Origin of the sequence: Frigidibacter sp. (assembly GCF_030695035.1) — a bacterium.
Taxonomy (GTDB): Bacteria; Pseudomonadota; Alphaproteobacteria; order Rhodobacterales; family Rhodobacteraceae; genus Frigidibacter.
The window spans coordinates 371,731-390,879 of sequence record NZ_JAUYTT010000005.1 but is presented as its reverse complement, the minus strand read 5'-3'; the positions used below and the strand labels follow the sequence as shown (position 1 = coordinate 390,879).

The window sequence follows — 19,149 nt, the reverse complement described above, 5'->3', positions numbered from 1 at the left end:
TCCCTACCTCACCCGTACAGGCAGTCACGAAGCTGGATCAGCCCGCGCTGCATTTCTTCTTTTGGGGCCACCATCGCCACGCGCACATAACCCTTGCCCGGATTGTGCCCGTTCGCCTCGCGCGCCAGATAGGCGCCGGGCAGCACGCGCACGCCGGTCTCGGTCCACAATTTCAGCGCCGCCGCCTCGCCATCCTCGACCGGAAGCCACAGGAAGAAGCCGCCCTCGGGCGTCTTGTAACCCTGCATCCCGGCAAAGACCGAGTCGGCTGCCGCGTATTTTTCGGCATAGAGCGCCCGGTTCGCCACCACATGCGCCTCGTCATTCCACGCCCGCTCGCTGACCGCTTGCAGCGGCAGCGGCACCGGCGCCCCCTGATAGCTGCGCAGTTGCATCACCCGGGCCATCGACTTCGGGCCACCGGCCACGAAGCCAGACCGCGCGCCAGGCAGGTTCGACCGTTTGGACAGCGAGTTGAAGGCCATCACCCGCTCCGGGTCCGCCCCCGTGCTTGCCGCCACCTCCAGCGCGCCGGGAGGGGCCTCGCCCTGCCAGATCTCGGAATAGCATTCGTCGGCGAAGACAATGAAATCATGCTTCTCGGCCAGCGCCAGCAGCCGCGCCAGATAGTCCCGCGGCGCCACAACGCCCTGCGGATTGGCGGGCGAGCAGAGGTAAGCCACCGTCACCCGGTTCAGTACATCAGCGGGCAGGCCCTCGTAATCCGGCAGAAAGCCGGTCTCGGCGGTCGCCGGCACGAAGATCGGGTCCGCCTCGGCGGCGACCGCGGCCACGGCATAGACCTGATAGAACGGGTTGGGCATCAGCACCGCCGGCCGCTGGCCGTTCTTGCGCTCGGGGCTGACGGCGAGGCAGGCGTTGAACAGCGCCTCGCGGGTGCCATTCACGTTGCAGACCTGCGTCATCGGATCGACGGCCACGCCATAGCGGCGCCCGATCCAGCCGGCAATCGCGGCGCGCAAACCGGGAGTGCCCTCGTTCGGCGGATATTTCGCAAAGCCCGCCAGATTCGCCGCCAGCACCTCGCCCACCCAGTCCGGGAAGGGGTGCTGCGGCTCGCCAATGGTCATGGCGATGGGCTCACCGCCCGCGGGGTGATGATCCAGCAAGGACCGCAGACGCGGAAATGCGTATTCCGGCAGGTTCGAGAACCGCTCGGGAAATGCCATGGCTGCCTCTCTCGTCGGGGTCATGTCGCCCCGTATGGTCAAAGTGTAGCCAATCGCCGCCGAGGGGTCCACAAAAAGCGATGCCTTCCCGGCGGTTGCAGGGCGCTTTTGTGGTATTTCAGCCCAAGGCCGCCTCTGCCGCGTGGCCAAGGCGCAACAACCGCTCTTCCTGCCCGGCCGCAACCATCAGCGAGATCCCGGTTCCGGGCACGCTGGTCGGCAGCGTCAGCACGCACAGGCCAAAAAGGTTGCCGATGCGGGTGTTGCGCAGCGCCAGCAGGTTCTCGGTGGCGAAATAGGCCGGGTCGGACAGCAGCCGCGCCGCATCGGGCGGCAGGATCGGCGCGGTCGGCACCAGCACCGCGTCATATCCCGCGACCTCGGCCGCCCATTCGCGGCGCAGCATTGCCAGCCGCTGCCATCCCGCCACATATTCAGGGGCTGACACCGCCTGCCCGCTGCGGAAGCGTTCGAGGATCAATGGGTACATCTTGTCCGGCGCCGCCTCGATCACGTCGGCCCAAATTCCATAAGCCTCGGGCGCGAACAGCGTCGGCGACAGCGCCATCGCAAAATCGGTGATGCGCAGCTCGCGCCGGTCGATCTGCGCGCCCGCCTCGGCCAGTCGCGCCACCGCGGCCTCGAACGCCGCCACCGGCACATCGCGCGCGCCCTCGAAGGGCAGCCCCTCCAGCACCAGCAGCCGGGCGCCCTTGATCTGCGCGCCGGTCAGGTCGGCCGCGCGCCCGCCCTCCAGCGCCGCCAGCAGCAGCGCGCAATCCTCGACCGTGCGGGCCAGCGGGCCAATGGTATCAAAGCGCAGCGCCAGCGGCACCACGCCTTGCAAGGACAGCCGGCCATGCGTGGTTTTCAGCCCCACCAGCCCGTTCCAGGCCGAAGGGATGCGCACCGACCCGCCGGTATCAGAGCCGATGGAAGCGGCCGCCAGACCCAGCCCCACCGACACCGCCGAGCCCGAGGAGGAGCCGCCCGGCGCCAGCGCCGGATCGTTCACATTGGGCGGCGTCGCGGTCATCGGGTTGAGCCCGAGGCCCGAGAACGCCAACTCGGTCATATGGGTCTTGCCAAGGCAGACCAGCCCGCCCGCCGTCGCCGTCGCCACCACCTCGGCATCCGCGGTCGGCACCCGGCCCTCCAGCAGGCGCGAGCCTGCCTCGGTCGCCACCCCCGCCGTATCGAACAGATCTTTCCAGCTGATCGGCACCCCGTCCAGCACCCCGCGCCGCAGACCGGCCTTGGCGCGCTGCGATGCCGCCCCGGCCTCGGCCAGCGCCCGTTCCTCGGTCAGGCGGGCATAGATTCGCGCCGTATCGGGATGCGCCTTGGCGGCGGCCAGATAGCCTTGCGTCAGCGCCAGCGGGTCCAGATCGCCGCGGCCGATGGCGCGGCCCTGCTCTGCCGCGGGTTTGGTCAGCCAGTCCTGCATGTCGCGCCCCTCATCTGCTTTGCACGCAGGCTAGCGGCCGAACGGCGCATGGACAATCCCGCGCGCCGCACCATATTTGCAGCATGAAAACCGATACAGACGTGCTCATCGCCGGCGGCGGCCTGAACGGCCCCGCGCTTGCCCTCGCCCTCGCCGGGGCGGGGCTGACCGTGACCGTGGTCGACGCGCAGCCCGCGCGCGCCCGCGCCGATGCCGCGTTCGATGGCCGCGCCTATGCGCTGGCCGTAGCGTCCAAACGTCTGCTGGAGGCGGTCGGCCTCTGGTCCGGGCTTGCCGACAAGGTGCAGCCAATGACGGCCGTGAAGGCCAGCGACGGGCGCGCCGGTGAAGGCCCCTCGCCCTTCTTCCTCGATTTCCAGTCGGCAGAGCTGGAGGAAGGCCCCGTAGGCTACATGCTGGAGGATCGCCACCTCTACGCCGCCTTCCTTACCGCGATGCAGGCGAACCCGCAGATCACCCACATTCCCGCCACCAGCGTGGTCGCGCAGGAGCCGCAGGCGGCGGGCATTGCCGTGACCCTGTCAGACGGCCAGACCCTAACCGCCCGCCTGCTGATCGGCGCCGATGGCCGCCGGTCGGGCGTCGCCGAACGCGCCGGGATCACCCGCAGCGGCTGGGGCTATGGCCAGACGGCGCTGGTCGCCGCGATAGCCCACGAACGCCCGCATGGCGGCGTCGCGCAGCAGTTCTTCATGCGCTCCGGCCCGCTGGCGATCCTGCCGCTGACCGGGAATCGCAGCTCGATCGTGTGGAGCGAGAGCGACGAGGCCGCGAAAACCATCGCCGCGCTGGACGATGCGGCGTTCCTTGAGGTGCTGCGCCCCCGGTTCGGGGATTTCCTAGGCGCAATAAGCCTTTGCGGGCCGCGCTTCATGTATCCTCTGAACTTGACCCTCGCCAACTCTTACACCGCCCCCCGCATCGCCCTGATCGGCGACGCCGCCCATGGCGTCCACCCTATTGCGGGGCAAGGCCTGAACCTTGGGCTGCGCGACGCGGCAGCGCTGGCGGAGGTGCTGGCCGAGGCGAAACGGCGCGGCGAGGATATCGGGGCTGCGGATGTGCTGGAGCGGTATCAGCAGTGGCGGCGGTTCGATTCCACCACGCTCGCGCTTGGGATGGACAGCGTCAACCGGCTGTTTTCCAACGACAACCCGCTGCTGCGTGCGGGCCGCGACCTTGGCATGGGCGTGGTGCAGGCGATCCCGGCGCTGCGGCGCGGGTTCATGCGGCAGGCGGCTGGCCTGTCGGCGGGTCCCTTCGGCAAGCTGCCTCGCCTGCTTGCAGGGCGGCCCCTTTAGTCGATCTGCCGCGCCTCGTCGATCAGCAGGATCGGGATGCCGTTGCGGATCGGGAAGGCCAGATGCGCCGCGCGTGAAATCAGCTCCATCGCCTCGGAGTCATAGGCCAAGGGCGCGTGGGTCTGGGGGCAGACGAGCGCCTCGAGCATCCGGCGGTCGGAACGGGTGTCGTCGGTCATTGCAAGATCTCCTCCTCGCCGCCGCTGCGCAGGGCGAACTCGATCAGCGTCACCAGCGTCTCGCGCCGGTTCGACAGGGTCGGCGCCTCCAGCAGCGCCTGCTTCTCCTCCGGCTCGAAGGGCAGCAGCATCGACAGCGAGTTCAGCAGCAGTTCATCCTCGGCATCCTTCAGCGTGCCCCAGTCGGTGGCAAGCTGCTCGCTGGCGAAATAGCGGCCCAGAAGGTCCAGAAACTGCTCGCGCCGGAAACCGTCATCCTGTTCGGTGCGGCCAAGATCCCGCTCGAACCCGTCCCACGTCACCTCGGCGCGGATATAGGGCGAGAAGCCCGGAACCTCGCGCCGCAGGCGGAAGCGCGAGATGCCGGTGAGGGTGATCATGTAGCGCCCGTCCTCGGTTTCCGAGAAAGCGGTAACCCGGCCCGCGCAGCCAATGGCGCTGAGCCGTTTTTCACCCCCACTCGCCGGCATCCCGCGCGGCTGGATCATGCCGATCATCCGTTGCCGGGTTTTCAGCGCGTCTTCCAGCATCTGCAGGTAGCGCGGTTCGAAGATGTGCAGCGGCAGCCGCGCCCGGGGCAGCAGCAGCGCCCCGGGCAGCGGAAACAGCGGGATCGTGTCGGGCAGCTCTGCGAATGTCATCATGCCCTGCATCTAGTCCGGTCGCGGTGCCCGGCAAACCCGGGGCTAAAGGAAGATCATCGAGCTGAGCTTGCGGCGGCCCTTGAGCACGATGGGATCGGTCGGCTTCAGCGCGTCGAAGATCGTCAGCAGCTGCACCTTGGCGGCGCCCTCGTTCCACTCGCGGTCACGGCGGAAGAGGTCGAGGAGTTGCTCCACCGCCTCCTCGACCCGGCCCGCGGCATGCAGCGCCAGCGCCAGATCGTAGCGGGCCTGATGGTCGCTGGGGTCGGCTTCCGTCCGGGCCAGCAGATCGGTCACCGGGCCGGCATTCTCGGCCTGCCGCGCCAGCGCGAGTTGGGCGCGGGCAGCTTCCACCGGGGCGGCGGCGGCGATCTTGGCGGGGGCGGCGGTCAGGAAGCCCTCGGCCTGATCCAGGTTGCCAAGCGCGATGTGCGAGCGGACGAGGCCGCCATAGGCATCGGCATTCTCGGGCTCTTCGCCAAGGATCGCGGCGAAGGTTTCGGCGGCGTCCACCGCCGCACCCTCGGTCAGCATCATCTCGGCCGCCTCGATGGCCTCGGCCAAGCCGCCATCCCCGGCCAGCGCAGACAGCTTGTCGACAAAGGCCTTGATCTCGGACCCCGCCAGCGCGCCCTGGAAGGCATCGACCGGCTGGCCCTGCCAGAAGGCATAGACCGTGGGGATCGACTGCACCCGCAGCTGCGAGGCAATCATCTGGTTTTCGTCCACGTTGACCTTGGCCATGACGACCTTGCCCTTGGCCGCGGCCACCGCAGCCTCCAGCGCCGGGCCAAGTGTCTTGCAGGGGCCGCACCACGGCGCCCAGAAATCGACGATCACCGGCACCTCGCGGCTGCGCTCCACGACCTCGGCCATGAAGTCGCGTTCCGACACGTCGCGGACCCATTCATTCTTTGCCGGTGCGGTTCCGGCAGACCCTGTCAAGCCAAGCATTGCAGCCCCCTTCGGATGGTTTGCCCTTATATGCGCGCTGCGTTTGGCGGCGCCAAGGGGTCAGTCACAGGTCGAATGTCGCAAAGACCGGCGCATGGTCGGATGGCTGCGTCCATCCGCGCGCATCCCGTAGCACGCGGCTGGAATGCGCGGCGCTGGCAATGTCGGGCGTGGCCCAGACATGGTCCAGCCGGCGGCCCTTGTCGGCGGCATCCCAGTCGGCGGCGCGGTAGCTCCACCAGCTGTACAGCAGGCCCGAGGGGATATCCTGCCGGGTGATGTCGACAAAGCCGCCGGCTTCCTGAGTGCGGGCCAGCTGCTCCACCTCGATGGGCGTGTGGCTGACGATCTTCAGCAGCTGCTTGTGGCTCCAGACGTCATCTTCCCGCGGGGCGATGTTCAGGTCGCCGACCAGAATGGCCTTGTGCGGGCGGTCGGCAGCGAACCAGTGCTGCATGTCGGTCAGGAAATCCAGCTTCTGCCCGAATTTCGGGTTCTGCTCGCGGTCGGGGATGTCGCCGCCTGCGGGGACGTAGAAATTGTGGATGGTGACGCCATTTTCCAGCTTTGCGGCGACGTGGCGGGCATGGCCGAGCGTGGCGAAATCGCGGTCGCCGGCATCCGTCATGGGAAGTTTCGACAGAATGGCAACGCCGTTATAACCCTTTTGCCCCCGCGCCACGCAATGCGTGTAGCCAAGCGCCGCGAACGTCTCCAGCGGCATCTTGTCGACCGGGGCCTTGCATTCTTGCAGGCACAGGACGTCTGGCGCCTCGTCGGTCAACAGGCGCGAGACCAGCCCTTCGCGCAGGCGGACGGAGTTGATGTTCCAGGTGGCGATGGTGAAGGGCATGGCTGTCTCCTGCAGGCTGCGCGCGACCATAGCCAGAGCAGGCGGGGGCGGCAACGGCTTGGGGTTACAGAGTGCTTACCCCAATGTGACTTGGCCTGACCCTTCGGGCATGCGACACCTTTCCGCAACAGAAGAAGGAACTGACCCATGCGCAAACTTGCCCCGCTCGCCCTCGGCCTGATGCTCTCGCTGGCTGTCGCCGCCCCGAGCTTCGCTCGCCCGATGGAGGGGTCCGAGGCCCGCAAGATGCAGACCTCTGTCGATGTCTACCTGCGGTCCATCGGCCGGGGCGAGGCTGCCCGGGTGGTGGCCGCGCTGCCGCCGCGGATCAAGAATATCTTTGCCGGCTCTGCCGGGATCGAGGCCGGCAAGCTCGACGGCGTGCTGATCGAGCAGACCGAGGCGCTGCTGGACGCCGCCAAATTCGATGACTTCGCGGCCGATTATTCTGCCGTCGATGCCACGGATTCGGTGCTGGCCGACGGCAGCCGCGTGACTTGGACGGTGGTGCCGACGCAGTTCACCGTGGAAACGGCGGGCGGCAAGGTGCTGAACCGCCAGCCGCTACTGGTGCTGAACGAGGCCGGCCAGTGGTACATGATGCGGATCGAAGGCGCACAGCAGCAAGAGCTGGTGTCGATTGCCTATCCGTTCCTGAAGGGCGTCAGCTTCCCATCGGCCAGCTCCGCCCCCGTCCAGTAACGGGCAAAAAAAATGCCCGGGCAAATGCCCGGGCAAGTCCGACAGGGAGGGAAGCCGCGCCATGACCCCGGCGCGGGAGGGCTTCGAATTTCACGCGCCGCGCCATATTGCGGCACGGTCCGGGTCCAACCGCGAAAGCCGTTTCCGGTTCCCACGGCGGCCCCGGTTTCCGCTGGCCGCTCAGGCCACCAGCCGATATCCGCCAGCTTCCGTCACCAGCAGCCGCGCGTTCGAGGGGTCGGGCTCGATCTTCTGGCGCAGGCGGTAGATGTGGGTTTCCAGCGTGTGGGTGGTCACCCCGGCATTGTATCCCCACACCTCATGCAGCAGCACATCGCGCGGTACCACGCCATCGGGCGCGCGGTAGAGGAACTTGAGGATGTTGGTTTCCTTCTCGGTCAGCCGGATCTTGCGCTCCTTGGGATCGATCAGCATCTTCATCGACGGCTTGAAGGTATAGGGCCCCAGCTGGAACACCGCGTCTTCGGACTGTTCATGCTGGCGCAGCTGCGCGCGGATGCGGGCCAGCAGCACCGGGAACTTGAACGGCTTGGTGATGTAGTCATTCGCGCCGGCATCGAGGCCAAGGATGGTGTCGGCATCGGTATCGTGGCCGGTCAACATGATCACCGGGCATTTCACGCCCTGTTTGCGCAGCCGCTTGCACAGCTCGCGCCCATCGGTATCGGGCAGGCCGACATCGAGGATCACCAGGTCGTAGATCGCGGATTTCACCTTTTCGACCGCGTCATGGCCGGTGCCGGCCTCGAACACGTCGAAATCTTCGGTGGCGACCAGTTGTTCGGCCAGCGCTTCGCGCAGGTCTTCCTCATCGTCCACCAGCAGGATCTTCTTCAGGTTGGCCATGCTCTCGCCTCCTTGTTTGTCTGTGATCAGACGGGCTCGTTTTGCTGTAGTCAGACATGCGCGCAGTGCAGGGCTGCGGCAAGCTATGCGTCAAAACCCTCACGCGGACGTGTCGCTGGGGCGGGATATGTTTCAATTCATGTCGGCCGGGTCTATCTAGAACCGGCACATGCCCCGGAGTTTCCATGCCGCTTGGCCCCACGATCCTCGAACGCCTGAACCGCGCCCGCGCCGATCTGCGCATGGGCGTGCCGGTGGTGCTGATGAGTGCGGACGGCTGCGCACTGGTGGTGGCGGCGGAAGCGGTGGACGCGGCCCGGCTGGCGGGGATGCGCGCGATGGGCGGCGATCTGGCGCTGGCGATCACCGACAGGCGCGCTGCCACGCTCAAGGCGCGGGCCTATGACGGCGATCTGGCCCGCATCGCGGTGCCTGCCGATGCGCCGATGACCTGGCTGCGGGCGGTGGCAGACCCGGCGCGCGATCTGGATGCGCCGATGAAGGGGCCGTTCCACAGCCTGCGTGATGGCTCCGCGAGCCTGCACCGCGCCGCGATCCGGCTGGCGAAATCGGCGCATCTGCTGCCCGCGGCGCTGGTGCTGCCGGTGGCGGACGGGCCCGCGCTTGCCGCGGCCGAGGGGCTGACGCTGATAGACATGGGCCAGGCCGGCCCGGCGCTGGAGCTTGCGGCGCCGCTCGCGCCGGTGGTCAGCGCCCGCCTGCCGATGGCGGCCGCGGAAAAGGGCCGCCTGCACATCTTCCGCCCCGGCGATGGCAGCGAGGAGCATTATGCCATCGAGATCGGCCAGCCCCCCCGCGATACGCCGGTTCTGGCGCGGCTGCACTCGGCCTGCTTCACCGGCGATGTGCTTGGCAGCCTGAAATGCGATTGCGGCCCGCAGCTGCACGCCGCGCTGGAGCAGATGGGGGCCGAGGGCGCGGGCGTGCTGCTCTACCTCAACCAGGAGGGGCGCGGGATTGGCCTTGCCAACAAGATGCGCGCCTATCGCCTGCAGGATCAGGGCTTCGACACGGTCGAGGCAAATCACCGGCTGGGATTCGAGGATGACGAGCGCGATTTCCGTATTGGCGCCGGCATCCTGCGGCAGATGGGCTTTGGTGCGGTGCGGCTGCTGACCAACAACCCCGCCAAATGCAGGATGCTGGAGGCGAACGGGATCGCCGTTACCGAGCGGGTGCCGCTGCGCGTCGGCCAGACCCGCCACAACGCCGCCTATCTGGCCACCAAGGCCGCCAAATCAGGACATCTGCTTTGAAACCCACCGACCTTGTCGTCACGCCGATGGGCGTGCGCTTCCTGAACCGGACCTTCCCCGCCACCATCGGCCGTGGTGGCATCACCTCCCACAAGCGCGAGGGCGATGGGGCCACCCCCGCCGGCATCCACCGCATCGTGGGGATGCTCTACCGGCCCGACCGGATTGCCAGCACCGAACTGCCGAAATGGGCGGTGCCGATCCGGCCATTCGATCTGTGGTGCGATGACAGCGACCATGAGGACTACAACCAGATGGTCGCCGCCCCCTTCACCGCCAGCCATGAGGTGCTCCGGCGCGCCGACCCGATGTATGATCTGGTGCTGATCACCGACTGGAACTGGCCCGAGGCGCAGCCGGGCCGCGGCTCGGCGATCTTCCTGCACAGCTGGCGCCGCCCCGGCGCACCGACGGCGGGCTGCGTAGCCTTCCGCCGCCATCACCTGATCTGGATCGCGAACCGCGTCCGGCATGAAACGCGACTGGTGGTGCCGGGCTGAAGCGTTGAAGGGGAGCGCTGCCCCAACGGCCTGCGCCCCCCCCGGGGGATATTTGGAAAAGGCAAAGCACGAGGCGCCTGTTTCGCCTTTGCCTTGTTCAAATATCCCACGGGGGTGCGGGATGTGAAACCCCCGCTACGCCGCCGGACGCGGCGCACGATTCCCAAAGATGGCGCTGCCGACGCGGATATGCGTCGCCCCATGCGCCACCGCGATCTCGAAATCGCTGCTCATCCCCATCGACAGGCCGGCAAGCCCGTTCCGCGCGCCGATCTCGCGTAGCAGCGCGAAATGCGGGGCGGGGTCTTCGTCATCGGGGGGGATGCACATCACGCCGGCCAGCGGCAGGTCCATCATCTTGCAGGCGGCGATGAAATCATCGGCCATGTCCGGCACGATGCCAGCCTTCTGCGGCTCCGCGCCGGTATTCACCTGCACGAACATCGCGGGGCTGACGCCGCGGGACTGCGCCATCCGGGCCAGCCGTTCAGCGAGGCTGGGGCGGTCGAGCGTGTGGATGCACTCGAACAGCTCCACCGCCTGCTTGGCCTTGTTGGTCTGCAGCGGGCCGATCATGTGAACCTCGGTCCCCGGATAGGCCTCGCGCCAAGCGGGCCATTTATGCGCGGCCTCCTGCACGTAATTCTCGCCGAACAGGCGCTGGCCCTCGTCCAGCACGGCGCGCACCCGGTCTGCTGGCTGCAGCTTCGATACCGCGATCAGCTGCACGGAGCCGGGGGCGCGGCCCGCCGCCAGCTCGGCCGCGGCGATGCGGGCGCGGATGTCAGACAGTGGCATGTGTATCCTCCGGCAGCAGGTCGCCCAAGGCCTCGAACATCTCGCCCAGATGCGACTCATAGCGCTGCCAGGCGTTCAGCGAGCTCTTGCTGATCGGCTGGCGCACCTGGAAGACCGACAGCGTGTCGACCTTGCGGGTGTTCTGGTGCGAGTTCAGGCAGGCCTCTTCCCAGTCCAGCCCGCAGGCGGCGATCAGCTTGCGCGTCTCGGCCTCGGGGTTCGCGACCAGCTCTTCGTACTGCACCTCATGGAACCAGTCCGGGGTGCGGGCCCGCCAGAACTCGATGACCTCGTGGAAGCTGCGGTAATACTCGCCAAGGTCGCGCAGGTTGTTGGAGTAGAGGTGGGTGCCGTCGGTGAACTTGTTCTTGTAGATCGACAGCAGGTTGTCGCGCGGGTCGCGGCGGACCACGACGATGCGGGCGTTCGGCATCGCCAGCTTGATCAGGCCGATATACATGTAGCTCTGGATCGACTTGTCGGTGATCCGCGCAGCCTCGGGATGGCGCTGGCGCAGGGCAGCGAGGTAATCCTCGCCCAGACCGGCGATGGCCTCGGGCGGCAGGTCCGCCATGGCAAGCGCCTCGCGGCCCGGGAACAGCAGCTTCGCGGCCAGATCGGCGAGGATGTTGACCTCGCCCGCGCCGGTGACGGTGGAGTGGCTGGCGATGATCTGCTCGACCAGCGTGGTGCCCGACCGCGGCATCCCGGTCACGAAGATCGGGGCGAAGTCACTGGCTCCCGGCACCGGCGCGCCCGGCCAGTCGCGGCTTTCCAGGCTCTGCAGCAGCGCGGAAACGCGCTTACGGCGCAGTTCGATGTCATAGGGATGCGCCTTGCGGGTCAGGTCATTCGCGGCGCGCAGATAGGGGAACACCCGGTCATAGTCTTTCAGGTCTTCCAGCGCCTTGGCGATGCCGAAGCCAAAGCTGATGCGATTGGCATCTGTGGTCTTCGGATCCTCGAACCGGGCGATCATCTCATCCAGGATCGGGTCGCCGGGCTTGACCTTATGCGACACGAGGAAGGTGCTGTAATGCTCGCCATTCGCGGGGTCGAGCGCGAAGGCGCGCCGGAACCAGCCCTCCGCCTCGTCGAACCGGCCGAGAGTCTGTAGCAGCGAGGCCTTGCCACTGATCGCCAGCGGCAGGTCGGGCTGCAGGTCCAGCGCACGGTCGTAATGTTGCATCGCCGCTTCGTCATCGCCAAGCCGCGACAGGGCCTGCCCCATCAGCGCCTGCGCATCGGCCCGCGCGGGCGCCAGCACCAGCGCCCGGCGCAGCACCGCCGCGGCGGCCTCGGGGTCGCGCAGCAGGGTGTGCAGGTTGGCAAGCGTGATCAGCGGCACCGGGTCTTTCGGTTCCAGCCGCGCGGCGCGCAGCGCGAAGGGCAGTGCCGCCGCGATCTTGCCGCTGCGCTGCATCGCCATCGCCAGATTTGCCAGCGCCGGGACCATGCAGGGCGCGGCGATGGTGGCGCCGCGGAAAGCTTCGGTGGCTTCAGGCAAGCGGCCGGCCTCCATCAGCACCTGGCCGAGGTTGTTCAGCGGCTCACCATCCTCGGGGTCAAGCGCGGCGGCCTTGTTGTAATTGGCGACGGCGGCGTCGATCTTGCCCTGCCTGGCTTGCGCAGTGGCCAGAAGGTTGGCGGCGGCGGCGCAGCGGGGATGGCGCGAGAGCAGCGAGGAGGCCAGCAATTCCGCCTCGGTAAAGCGCCCCGCCTTCATCAGCGGCACCACCTTGCGCACCTCGGCCCGGAGCGCGGGGGGGAGGACGGGGAGATAGGCATGGCCGGGGGTGAAGCGGTCCTGCAGGCGCAGCTTCAAGGCCGGCGGCAGGGTCGATGCCTTGAGGGCGGCGAGGAAACTTGCCTCCACCTCCGGTTCGGCGGTCAGGGCCACGGCGGCGGCCCAAAGCCGCCAGATCGCCGGCTCGGCGGGGCGCAGCGCGGCGGCAGCCTGAAGGTGGGGCAGCGCGCGGGCGGGTTTTCCGGCCTCGGTGAAGATCCGCGCCACCTGAAAATGCACCTCGGCGATGCGGGGGTTGGCGGCGATCATCTGCTCGTAGCAGGCCAGCGCCTCTTCATGCCGTTTGGCGGCCTGCAGCTTCATCGCCTGATCGTAAAGCTGCTTCAGTCGCGCTTCGCTGAGTGTCGCCATGACCTGCCGCTATCCATCTGCCCTTGGTTCGGGGCGGACCATAACGGCGGGGGCGGGCGCTGTCGAGGGAGCGGCCGGGGGACGCCAGCGCGCAAAAAGAAAGAGCGGGCACAAGGCCCGCTCTTCCAATGTCCGTCTTGATCCGTGGGATCAGAACGAGAGCGACATGCCCAGCGAGAACTGGTCCTGGTCGCCGTCGTCGGTCGAAACGTCCGAAGCGTAGCCAGCAGCCAGGATCGCGCCGCCGCCCAGATCGTAGTTGGCGATCAGGCCGAAGCTGTCTTGGTCTTCGGTGGCGCCGTCGAAGTCGAACTTGCCGTAGTTCGCGTGCAGCAGCAGCGCGCCCATTTCGTAGCCCAGGCCGATACCGAAGTGATCCCAGTCGTCGGAGACGTCGAAGTCCATGACCGAGTAGTTCAGCACGATGCTGAAGCCAGCGTCCATCGCAGCCTTGGCGCTCACACCGTAAGCGTCGAAGTCTTGGTAGCCGACGCCAGCGCCGACAGCGCCAGCCACGCCGGTGGTCTGGGTGCCGTCAGAGAAGCGGATCTGACCGGTTTGGTAGCCAAGGCCGAAGCCCAGAGCAACGCCCGACATTTCGGTGGCGTATTTTGCGCCCAGGCCGATGATCGGATCGCCGTCGCCCGAGGAGTCACCAGCGACTGCAAAGTCATCAGTGTTGTTCAGCGGGGTGCCGTTGTTGTCGAGGCCCGAGGCAGCGATGAAGTTGCCGTCGTCCTGCTCAACCGACAGAGCAACGCCGAAGTCGCCGAAGGCGTATTCGTAGCGCAGCACTTGGTCGTCATTGCGGCCGTCGCCGTGGGCGTTGCCGTAGTAGCCAACGTGGGTGGTGCCCTCGTCGGTGATCGAGGTGCCCATGGCGGTCTCGGTCATCGCCCAGTCGAGCGCGCCATCGGTATCACCGAGGGTCAGCTTGCCGAAAGCGCCCGAGATGAACACGGTGCCGTTGTCGCCAACCGGGTTCTGGTTTTCTTCCGACGAACCGTCGGCGTCCAGGCGGTAGGTGGCGCCGAACGACAGGCCGGTGTCGGTTTCGCCGGACATCACGAAGTTGATGTTGTAGCTGTTGTGGAACTGGGTTTCTTTGTCGTCACCACCGGTGACGCCCATTTCCGCGGAGCCTTCGACGACCACTTCAGCGGCGGCAAAGCCAGCGAAGCCGATCAGAGCGGTCGAAGCAAGAAGAAGATTTTTCATCGTTTTCCCTCGTTGTCTCAAAAGGTGTGCCCATCTCAGGGGAATCCGAGTTGGGTATGCCCTTGTTTCGCCCTTCACCTGCCACATTGCAACGGAAACGGGCGTATGTAACGGAAAGGCGGGGGGCGTGGTGCAGTCTTGCCACAGTGACCACAGACCGGCCCGGCAGCCTGCGCCAAAGTAGTGCCGGTAGCGCCCACGAGGCAGCGACATCCGGCGCGGGGGAAAAACCTTGTCGCCTTCGGGGGCATCGGCTAGACAACGGGAAAGATGAACGGGGGCTCTCCTTAATATGCTCGTCCAACGCTTTCTGCGCGCCGGCCTGATCACCGCCCTTCTTGCCACGTTGTCCGCTTGCGGATCGGGCAGCATGTTTGGCACGCCCGAGACGAACGCGCAGCAGCGCGCCGAGCTCGACGCCCTGGTGGACTATGACACCGAGGACGAGATCCGCAGCAACCGTTCGTCCCTGTTCGACCTGTTCAACGACAATGCCGACCCGAACGTGACCGTCGAGGTTAACAAGTATCTGTGGCAGGCGAGCCTTGAGGTGCTGAACTTCCTGCCGATCCAGTCGGTCGATCCGTTCTCGGGCGTGATCGTCACCGGCTATGGTACGCCTCCGGGCGGCGGGCGCGCCTATCGCGCCACTGTCTATGTGCAGGACCCGGCACTGGACGCGCGCAGCCTGAAGCTGGCGATGGAAACCTCGGGCGGGCCGGTTGCGGCCGATACCGTCCGCGCGGTCGAGGATGCGATCCTGACCCGCGCCCGGCAGCTGCGGATCCGCGACAGCAAGCTTTGACGCCGGTTTCCAGAGCATCTGGAATCCCCTGCACGACAGAGTATAAACGCCGGGCCGCTTCGCCCGGCGTTCGCATGGAAGGACTACCCTATTATGTCGCGCTATGATCCCGCCGTCACCGAACCGAAATGGCAGGGCGCCTGGGACGAGGCCGGGGTGTTCACCGCGCGGCGCGATCCGGCGAAGCCGAAGTATTACGTGCTCGAGATGTTCCCCTACCCTTCGGGGCGCATCCATATGGGCCATGTGCGCAACTACACGATGGGCGACGTGATCGCGCGCTACAAGGCCAGCTGCGGGTTCTCGGTGCTGCACCCGATGGGGTGGGACGCGTTCGGGATGCCGGCCGAGAATGCCGCCATCGAGCGTGGCGGCCATCCGCGCGACTGGACCTATGGCAACATCGCCGACATGCGCGCGCAGATGAAGCCGCTGGGGCTGTCCATCGACTGGAGCCGCGAGTTCGCGACCTGCGACCCGGAATATTACGGCCAGCAGCAGGCGATGTTCATCGACATGCTGGACAAGGGGCTGGTCTACCGCAAGTCGGCGCAGGTGAACTGGGACCCGGTCGACATGACTGTTCTGGCGAATGAGCAGGTGATCGACGGGCGCGGCTGGCGGTCTGGCGCGCTGGTCGAGCGCAAGGAGCTGACGCAGTGGTTCTTCCGCATCTCGGATTTCGCGGGCGATCTGCTGGAGGCGCTGGACGGGCTGGAGAACTGGCCCGAGAAGGTGCGGCTAATGCAGGCCAACTGGATCGGCAAGTCGCGCGGGCTGCAGTTTGCGTTTTCCACGGCAGAGGCACCCGAGGGCTTTGACCGGCTGGAGGTCTACACCACCCGGCCCGACACGCTGATGGGCGCGAGCTTTGCCGCGATCAGCCCCGATCACCCGCTGGCCAAGCATCTGGAGCGGCACGATCCGGCGGTGGCGGAGTTCGTCGCGGAATGCCGGCGCATCGGCACCTCGGAAGAGGCGCTGGAGAAGGCCGAAAAGCGCGGGATGGATACCGGCATCAAGGTGCGGCACCCGTTCGATACCTCATGGGAGCTGCCGGTCTATATCGCCAACTTCGTGCTGATGGAGTATGGCACCGGCGCGATCTTCGGCTGCCCGGCGCATGATGCGCGCGATTTCGAGTTTGCGACCAAGTACGGCCTGCCGATCCCGCCCGTCTTCCTGCCCGAGGGCGCGGAGGAGGCTCCGCTGGCCGAGGCCTTCGTGCCGCTGAAATCCGAGAAGGTGGAATACATCCGCGGCTTTGCCGGCGAGGCCCTGCAGACCGGCGAGGCGGCGGTGGCCGCTGCCATCGACTTCTGCGAGGCGAATGGCGTTGGCCGCGGCGTGACCAACTACCGCCTGCGCGACTGGGGCCTGTCGCGGCAGCGCTACTGGGGCTGCCCGATCCCCGTGGTGCATTGCGCCACCTGCGGCGTGGTGCCCGAGAAGAAAGAGAACCTGCCGATCACGCTGCCCGAGGATGTCAGCTTCGACAAACCCGGCAACCCGCTGGACCGGCACCCGACCTGGACCAAGGCCACCTGCCCCACCTGCGGCGGCGCGGCCCGGCGCGAGACCGACACGATGGATACCTTCGTGGATTCCAGCTGGTACTACGCCCGCTTCACCGCACCACGGGCGAACACGCCGACCGTTGCCGAGGATGCCGACTACTGGATGAACGTCGACCAGTATATCGGCGGCATCGAGCACGCGATCCTGCACCTTTTGTACTCCCGCTTCTTCGCGCGGGCGATGCACGCGACCGGCCACCTGCCCGCCAAGGCCATCGAGCCGTTCAATGCGCTGTTCACGCAGGGGATGGTCACGCATGAGATTTATCAGACCCGCGACGCAGCGGGGCGGCCGGTCTATCACCTGCCCGAGGATGTCGAGGGCGGGACCGTCAAGGCGACGGGCGAGGCAGTGGAGATCATCCCCTCGGCCAAGATGTCGAAGTCCAAGAAGAACGTCGTCGACCCGGTGAACATCATCAGCGCCTTTGGCGCCGATACCGCGCGCTGGTTCGTGATGTCGGACAGCCCGCCGGAACGGGATGTGGAATGGACGGCCTCCGGCGCTGATGCGGCATTCCGTTTCCTCGGCCGGGTCTGGCGGCTGGCGGATGAGATCGCGGTATCGACCGCGCCCGAGAATGCCGCCGAAGATGCCGCGCTGATCCGCGCCACCCACCGGGCGATTGCCGATGTGACGGCGGGGATCGAGGGCTTTGCCTTCAACACCTCGGTCGCCAAGCTCTATGCCTTTGCCAACACCTTGTCGAAATCGCAGGCGGGCAGCGCGGTCAAGCGCGAGGCGATGGGGGTGATGGCGCAGCTGCTGTCGCCGATGGTGCCGCACCTGGCCGAAGAGGTCTGGTCGATGCTGGGCGGCGAGGGGCTGGTGGCGCAGGCGCGCTGGCCCGAGGCGGACCCGGCGCTGCTGGTTGACGACTCGGTGACGCTGCCGATCCAGATCAACGGCAAGCGGCGGGCGGAAATCACCGTGCCGCGCGACATGCCCGCGTCAGAGGTTGAAAAGCTGGTGCTGGAGGTGGATGATGTCGTCAGGTTCCTGGCCGGGCAGCCGGTGAAGAAGCTGATCGTCGTTCCGGGGCGCATCGTCAATGTCGTCATCTGACCTGTCATTTGGCCGCCGGGCCGTTCTGGCGCTGCTGGCCCCGGCCCTGCTGGTCGCCTGCGGCTTTGCGCCGGTCTATGGCACCGGCGGGCCCGCGCGCGAGCTGCTGAACCGGGTGCGGATCGAAGACCCGACCGACAAGAACGCCTTCGATCTGGTGGAGCGGCTGGAAGAACGGCTGGGCCGCCCGCAGAACGTGGCCTTCCGCCTGAGCTATGGCATCACCACGCGCAGCAAGGGGCTGGGGATCACGCCCGACAACGATACCACCCGCTACAATATTGACGGCATGGCGACCTACCTGCTTGCCGATGCCGAAACCGGCACGCCGCTGGCGCAGGGCGATGTCACCACCTTCGTGTCCTATTCCGCCTCCGGCTCTACCGTGGCGACGGATGCCGCCGAGGAGGACGCCTATGAGCGGTTGATGCGGCTGCTGGCCGACCAGATCGTGAACGAGCTGATCGCCTCTTCCGCAGGCTGGAACGTGCCGTGAAGCTGACCGGCACGGCGGCGGTGCGGTATTTCGCGCGGCCGGATGCGTCGCGGGCGGGGCTGCTGATCTTCGGCGCCGACGGGATGCGCGTGGCGCTGCGCCGGCAAGAGGTTATCGCCGCGCTGATCGGGCCGGAAGGCGAGGCCGAGATGCGGCTGGCGCGGATCCCGGCGGGCGATCTGCGCCGCGACCCGGCCGCGCTGCAAGATGCGGTGAAGGCGCAGGGCTTCTTCCCCGGCCCGCGGGTGGCCTTTCTGGAGGATGCCAGCGACGGCCTCGCGCCGGTGGTGCAGGCGACCATGGCCGACTGGCGCCCCGGCGATGCGGCCATCGTGGTGACGGCGGGCAACCTGACGGCCAAGTCGGCGCTGCGCAAGATCTTCGAAGATCACGCAAATGCCTATGCCATCGGCATCTATGACGATCCGCCAAGCCGCGAGGAGATCGAGGAAACCCTGCGCAAGTCGGGGCTTGGAGAGATCGACCGCGAGGCGATGACCGACCTTCTGGCGCTGGCCAAGGATCTCGACCCCGGCGATTTCCGCCAGACGGTGGAGAAGATCGCCCTCTACAAGTACGGCGACACCACCCCCCTCACCCCCGCCGATGTGGATGCCTGCGCGCCTGCGACCATCGAGGCCGAGGTCGATGACCTGCTGTCCATCGTCGCGGAAAGCCGGACCGGAGAGCTTGGCCCGATGATGCGGCGGCTGGAGGGGCAGGGGGTGAACCCGGTGACGCTGTGCATTGCCACGCTGCGCCATTTCCGGGCGCTCCACGCCGCCAGCGCCGATCCGGGTGGGCCGGCCGCCGGCATTGCCCGGATGCGCCCGCCGATCTTCGGCCCGCGGCGCGACAGGATGCTGCGGCAGGCGCAGAACTGGGGGATGGAGCGGCTGGAACAGGCGCTGTCCACCATCATCGAGACCGACCTGACGCTGCGGTCCACCAGCCGCGCCCCGGCGATGGCGGTGATGGAACGGGCGCTGATCCGGCTGGCGATGATGAACCGGCGCTGAACCATAGGCGACGGGCCGCCGATGCGACCTATTGGCGGGAACCTGCCGCTTTTCGCGCAGCCCCCTGCTCTGCTATC

General features: G+C 67.2%; 18 protein-coding genes. 8 read left to right on the top strand and 10 right to left on the bottom strand.

Annotation, left to right across the window (positions count from 1 at the left end; all coding sequences use genetic code 11):
* Positions 1-8: 8 nt before the first annotated feature.
* Entirely contained in the window at positions 9-1,190 is a 1,182-nt protein-coding gene (locus tag Q8S30_RS03870) for an aminotransferase class I/II-fold pyridoxal phosphate-dependent enzyme (RefSeq protein WP_305664762.1), read from the bottom strand.
* Positions 1,191-1,308: 118 nt separating this feature from the next.
* Positions 1,309-2,637 (bottom strand): amidase, encoded by a 1,329-nt coding sequence (locus Q8S30_RS03865; protein ID WP_305664717.1) that lies wholly within the window; start codon positions 2,635-2,637, stop codon positions 1,309-1,311.
* A gap of 83 nt (positions 2,638-2,720) precedes the next feature.
* On the opposite strand from Q8S30_RS03865, the gene Q8S30_RS03860 reads away from it, so the two are divergent.
* Complete coding sequence (locus tag Q8S30_RS03860; RefSeq protein WP_305664716.1) at positions 2,721-3,959, top strand: UbiH/UbiF/VisC/COQ6 family ubiquinone biosynthesis hydroxylase; 1,239 nt, start codon at positions 2,721-2,723, stop codon at positions 3,957-3,959.
* Here Q8S30_RS03860 and Q8S30_RS03855 read toward each other — a convergent pair.
* The 4 genes from Q8S30_RS03855 to Q8S30_RS03840 all read right to left on the bottom strand — a co-directional run bounded on the left by Q8S30_RS03855 (position 3,956) and on the right by Q8S30_RS03840 (position 6,589).
* Positions 3,956-4,138: a Trm112 family protein gene (locus tag Q8S30_RS03855; RefSeq protein ID WP_305664715.1), complete on the bottom strand. Its 183-nt coding sequence runs from the start codon at positions 4,136-4,138 to the stop codon at positions 3,956-3,958. The two genes, Q8S30_RS03860 and Q8S30_RS03855, sit on opposite strands and share 4 nt — an antisense overlap.
* Positions 4,135-4,782: an LON peptidase substrate-binding domain-containing protein gene (locus Q8S30_RS03850; RefSeq protein ID WP_305664714.1), complete on the bottom strand. Its 648-nt coding sequence runs from the start codon at positions 4,780-4,782 to the stop codon at positions 4,135-4,137. The genes Q8S30_RS03855 and Q8S30_RS03850 overlap by 4 nt, the downstream gene beginning before the upstream one ends.
* 42 nt (positions 4,783-4,824) lie before the next feature.
* Positions 4,825-5,736: a tetratricopeptide repeat protein gene (locus tag Q8S30_RS03845; protein WP_305664713.1), complete on the bottom strand. Its 912-nt coding sequence runs from the start codon at positions 5,734-5,736 to the stop codon at positions 4,825-4,827.
* Between the two features lie 64 nt (positions 5,737-5,800).
* A complete protein-coding gene (locus tag Q8S30_RS03840) occupies positions 5,801-6,589 on the bottom strand; it encodes an exodeoxyribonuclease III (RefSeq protein ID WP_305664712.1) in 789 nt (262 codons plus the stop codon).
* Between the two features lie 147 nt (positions 6,590-6,736).
* Here Q8S30_RS03840 and Q8S30_RS03835 point away from each other — a divergent pair, with 147 nt between their 5' ends.
* Positions 6,737-7,291: a hypothetical protein gene (locus tag Q8S30_RS03835; RefSeq protein WP_305664711.1), complete on the top strand. Its 555-nt coding sequence runs from the start codon at positions 6,737-6,739 to the stop codon at positions 7,289-7,291.
* Between the two features lie 180 nt (positions 7,292-7,471).
* On the opposite strand, the gene Q8S30_RS03830 is transcribed toward Q8S30_RS03835, so the two are convergent.
* Entirely contained in the window at positions 7,472-8,158 is a 687-nt protein-coding gene (locus tag Q8S30_RS03830; protein ID WP_305664710.1) for a response regulator transcription factor, read from the bottom strand.
* A 185-nt stretch (positions 8,159-8,343) separates the two neighbouring features.
* Between Q8S30_RS03830 and ribA the strand changes: the two genes are divergently transcribed.
* Together ribA and Q8S30_RS03820 are read left to right on the top strand one after the other, a co-directional pair.
* On the top strand, positions 8,344-9,435 hold the full coding sequence (gene ribA, locus Q8S30_RS03825) for a GTP cyclohydrolase II (protein ID WP_305664709.1): 1,092 nt from the start codon (positions 8,344-8,346) through the stop codon (positions 9,433-9,435).
* Positions 9,432-9,935 carry a L,D-transpeptidase gene (locus tag Q8S30_RS03820; protein WP_305664708.1) on the top strand — a complete coding sequence of 168 codons (504 nt, stop codon included), beginning with the start codon at positions 9,432-9,434 and terminating at the stop codon, positions 9,933-9,935. Before ribA ends, Q8S30_RS03820 begins: the two co-directional genes overlap by 4 nt.
* A 135-nt stretch (positions 9,936-10,070) precedes the next feature.
* Here the strand turns inward: Q8S30_RS03820 and Q8S30_RS03815 are convergent, their stop codons facing one another.
* The 3 genes from Q8S30_RS03815 to Q8S30_RS03805 all read right to left on the bottom strand — a co-directional run bounded on the left by Q8S30_RS03815 (position 10,071) and on the right by Q8S30_RS03805 (position 14,109).
* On the bottom strand, positions 10,071-10,733 hold the full coding sequence (locus Q8S30_RS03815) for a YggS family pyridoxal phosphate-dependent enzyme (protein ID WP_305664707.1): 663 nt from the start codon (positions 10,731-10,733) through the stop codon (positions 10,071-10,073).
* Positions 10,720-12,891, bottom strand: coding sequence for a tetratricopeptide repeat-containing sulfotransferase family protein (locus Q8S30_RS03810; RefSeq protein ID WP_305664706.1), 2,172 nt, complete (start codon positions 12,889-12,891; stop codon positions 10,720-10,722). The genes Q8S30_RS03815 and Q8S30_RS03810 overlap by 14 nt, the downstream gene beginning before the upstream one ends.
* A gap of 150 nt (positions 12,892-13,041) precedes the next feature.
* Positions 13,042-14,109 carry a porin gene (locus Q8S30_RS03805; protein WP_305664705.1) on the bottom strand — a complete coding sequence of 356 codons (1,068 nt, stop codon included), beginning with the start codon at positions 14,107-14,109 and terminating at the stop codon, positions 13,042-13,044.
* 292 nt (positions 14,110-14,401) lie between these two features.
* On the opposite strand from Q8S30_RS03805, the gene Q8S30_RS03800 reads away from it, so the two are divergent.
* The 4 genes from Q8S30_RS03800 to holA all read left to right on the top strand — a co-directional run bounded on the left by Q8S30_RS03800 (position 14,402) and on the right by holA (position 19,072).
* Positions 14,402-14,914, top strand: coding sequence for a DUF3576 domain-containing protein (locus Q8S30_RS03800; protein ID WP_305664704.1), 513 nt, complete (start codon positions 14,402-14,404; stop codon positions 14,912-14,914).
* Positions 14,915-15,007: 93 nt separating this feature from the next.
* Entirely contained in the window at positions 15,008-17,557 is a 2,550-nt protein-coding gene (gene leuS, locus Q8S30_RS03795) for a leucine--tRNA ligase (protein ID WP_305664703.1), read from the top strand.
* On the top strand, positions 17,544-18,053 hold the full coding sequence (lptE, locus tag Q8S30_RS03790; RefSeq protein WP_305664702.1) for an LPS assembly lipoprotein LptE: 510 nt from the start codon (positions 17,544-17,546) through the stop codon (positions 18,051-18,053). The genes leuS and lptE overlap by 14 nt, the downstream gene beginning before the upstream one ends.
* Positions 18,050-19,072 carry a DNA polymerase III subunit delta gene (gene holA, locus Q8S30_RS03785; protein ID WP_305664701.1) on the top strand — a complete coding sequence of 341 codons (1,023 nt, stop codon included), beginning with the start codon at positions 18,050-18,052 and terminating at the stop codon, positions 19,070-19,072. The genes lptE and holA overlap by 4 nt, the downstream gene beginning before the upstream one ends.
* The last annotated feature ends 77 nt before the right edge of the window (positions 19,073-19,149 follow it).

Bases quoted from the DNA above. Each gene is read 5' to 3' on its own strand.
- ribA (WP_305664709.1), top strand. From the start codon at position 8,344: ATGCCGCTTGGCCCCACGATCCTCGAACGCCTGAACCGCGCCCGCGCC.
- Q8S30_RS03850 (WP_305664714.1), bottom strand. From the start codon at position 4,782: ATGATGACATTCGCAGAGCTGCCCGACACGATCCCGCTGTTTCCGCTG.
- Q8S30_RS03800 (WP_305664704.1), top strand. From the start codon at position 14,402: ATGCTCGTCCAACGCTTTCTGCGCGCCGGCCTGATCACCGCCCTTCTT.
- Q8S30_RS03855 (WP_305664715.1), bottom strand. From the start codon at position 4,138: ATGACCGACGACACCCGTTCCGACCGCCGGATGCTCGAGGCGCTCGTC.
- Q8S30_RS03870 (WP_305664762.1), bottom strand. From the start codon at position 1,190: ATGGCATTTCCCGAGCGGTTCTCGAACCTGCCGGAATACGCATTTCCG.
- Q8S30_RS03860 (WP_305664716.1), top strand. From the start codon at position 2,721: ATGAAAACCGATACAGACGTGCTCATCGCCGGCGGCGGCCTGAACGGC.
- Q8S30_RS03815 (WP_305664707.1), bottom strand. From the start codon at position 10,733: ATGCCACTGTCTGACATCCGCGCCCGCATCGCCGCGGCCGAGCTGGCG.
- Q8S30_RS03845 (WP_305664713.1), bottom strand. From the start codon at position 5,736: ATGCTTGGCTTGACAGGGTCTGCCGGAACCGCACCGGCAAAGAATGAA.
- Q8S30_RS03865 (WP_305664717.1), bottom strand. From the start codon at position 2,637: ATGCAGGACTGGCTGACCAAACCCGCGGCAGAGCAGGGCCGCGCCATC.
- Q8S30_RS03830 (WP_305664710.1), bottom strand. From the start codon at position 8,158: ATGGCCAACCTGAAGAAGATCCTGCTGGTGGACGATGAGGAAGACCTG.
- lptE (WP_305664702.1), top strand. From the start codon at position 17,544: ATGTCGTCATCTGACCTGTCATTTGGCCGCCGGGCCGTTCTGGCGCTG.
- Q8S30_RS03840 (WP_305664712.1), bottom strand. From the start codon at position 6,589: ATGCCCTTCACCATCGCCACCTGGAACATCAACTCCGTCCGCCTGCGC.
- Q8S30_RS03810 (WP_305664706.1), bottom strand. From the start codon at position 12,891: ATGGCGACACTCAGCGAAGCGCGACTGAAGCAGCTTTACGATCAGGCG.
- Q8S30_RS03835 (WP_305664711.1), top strand. From the start codon at position 6,737: ATGCGCAAACTTGCCCCGCTCGCCCTCGGCCTGATGCTCTCGCTGGCT.
- Q8S30_RS03805 (WP_305664705.1), bottom strand. From the start codon at position 14,109: ATGAAAAATCTTCTTCTTGCTTCGACCGCTCTGATCGGCTTCGCTGGC.
- leuS (WP_305664703.1), top strand. From the start codon at position 15,008: ATGTCGCGCTATGATCCCGCCGTCACCGAACCGAAATGGCAGGGCGCC.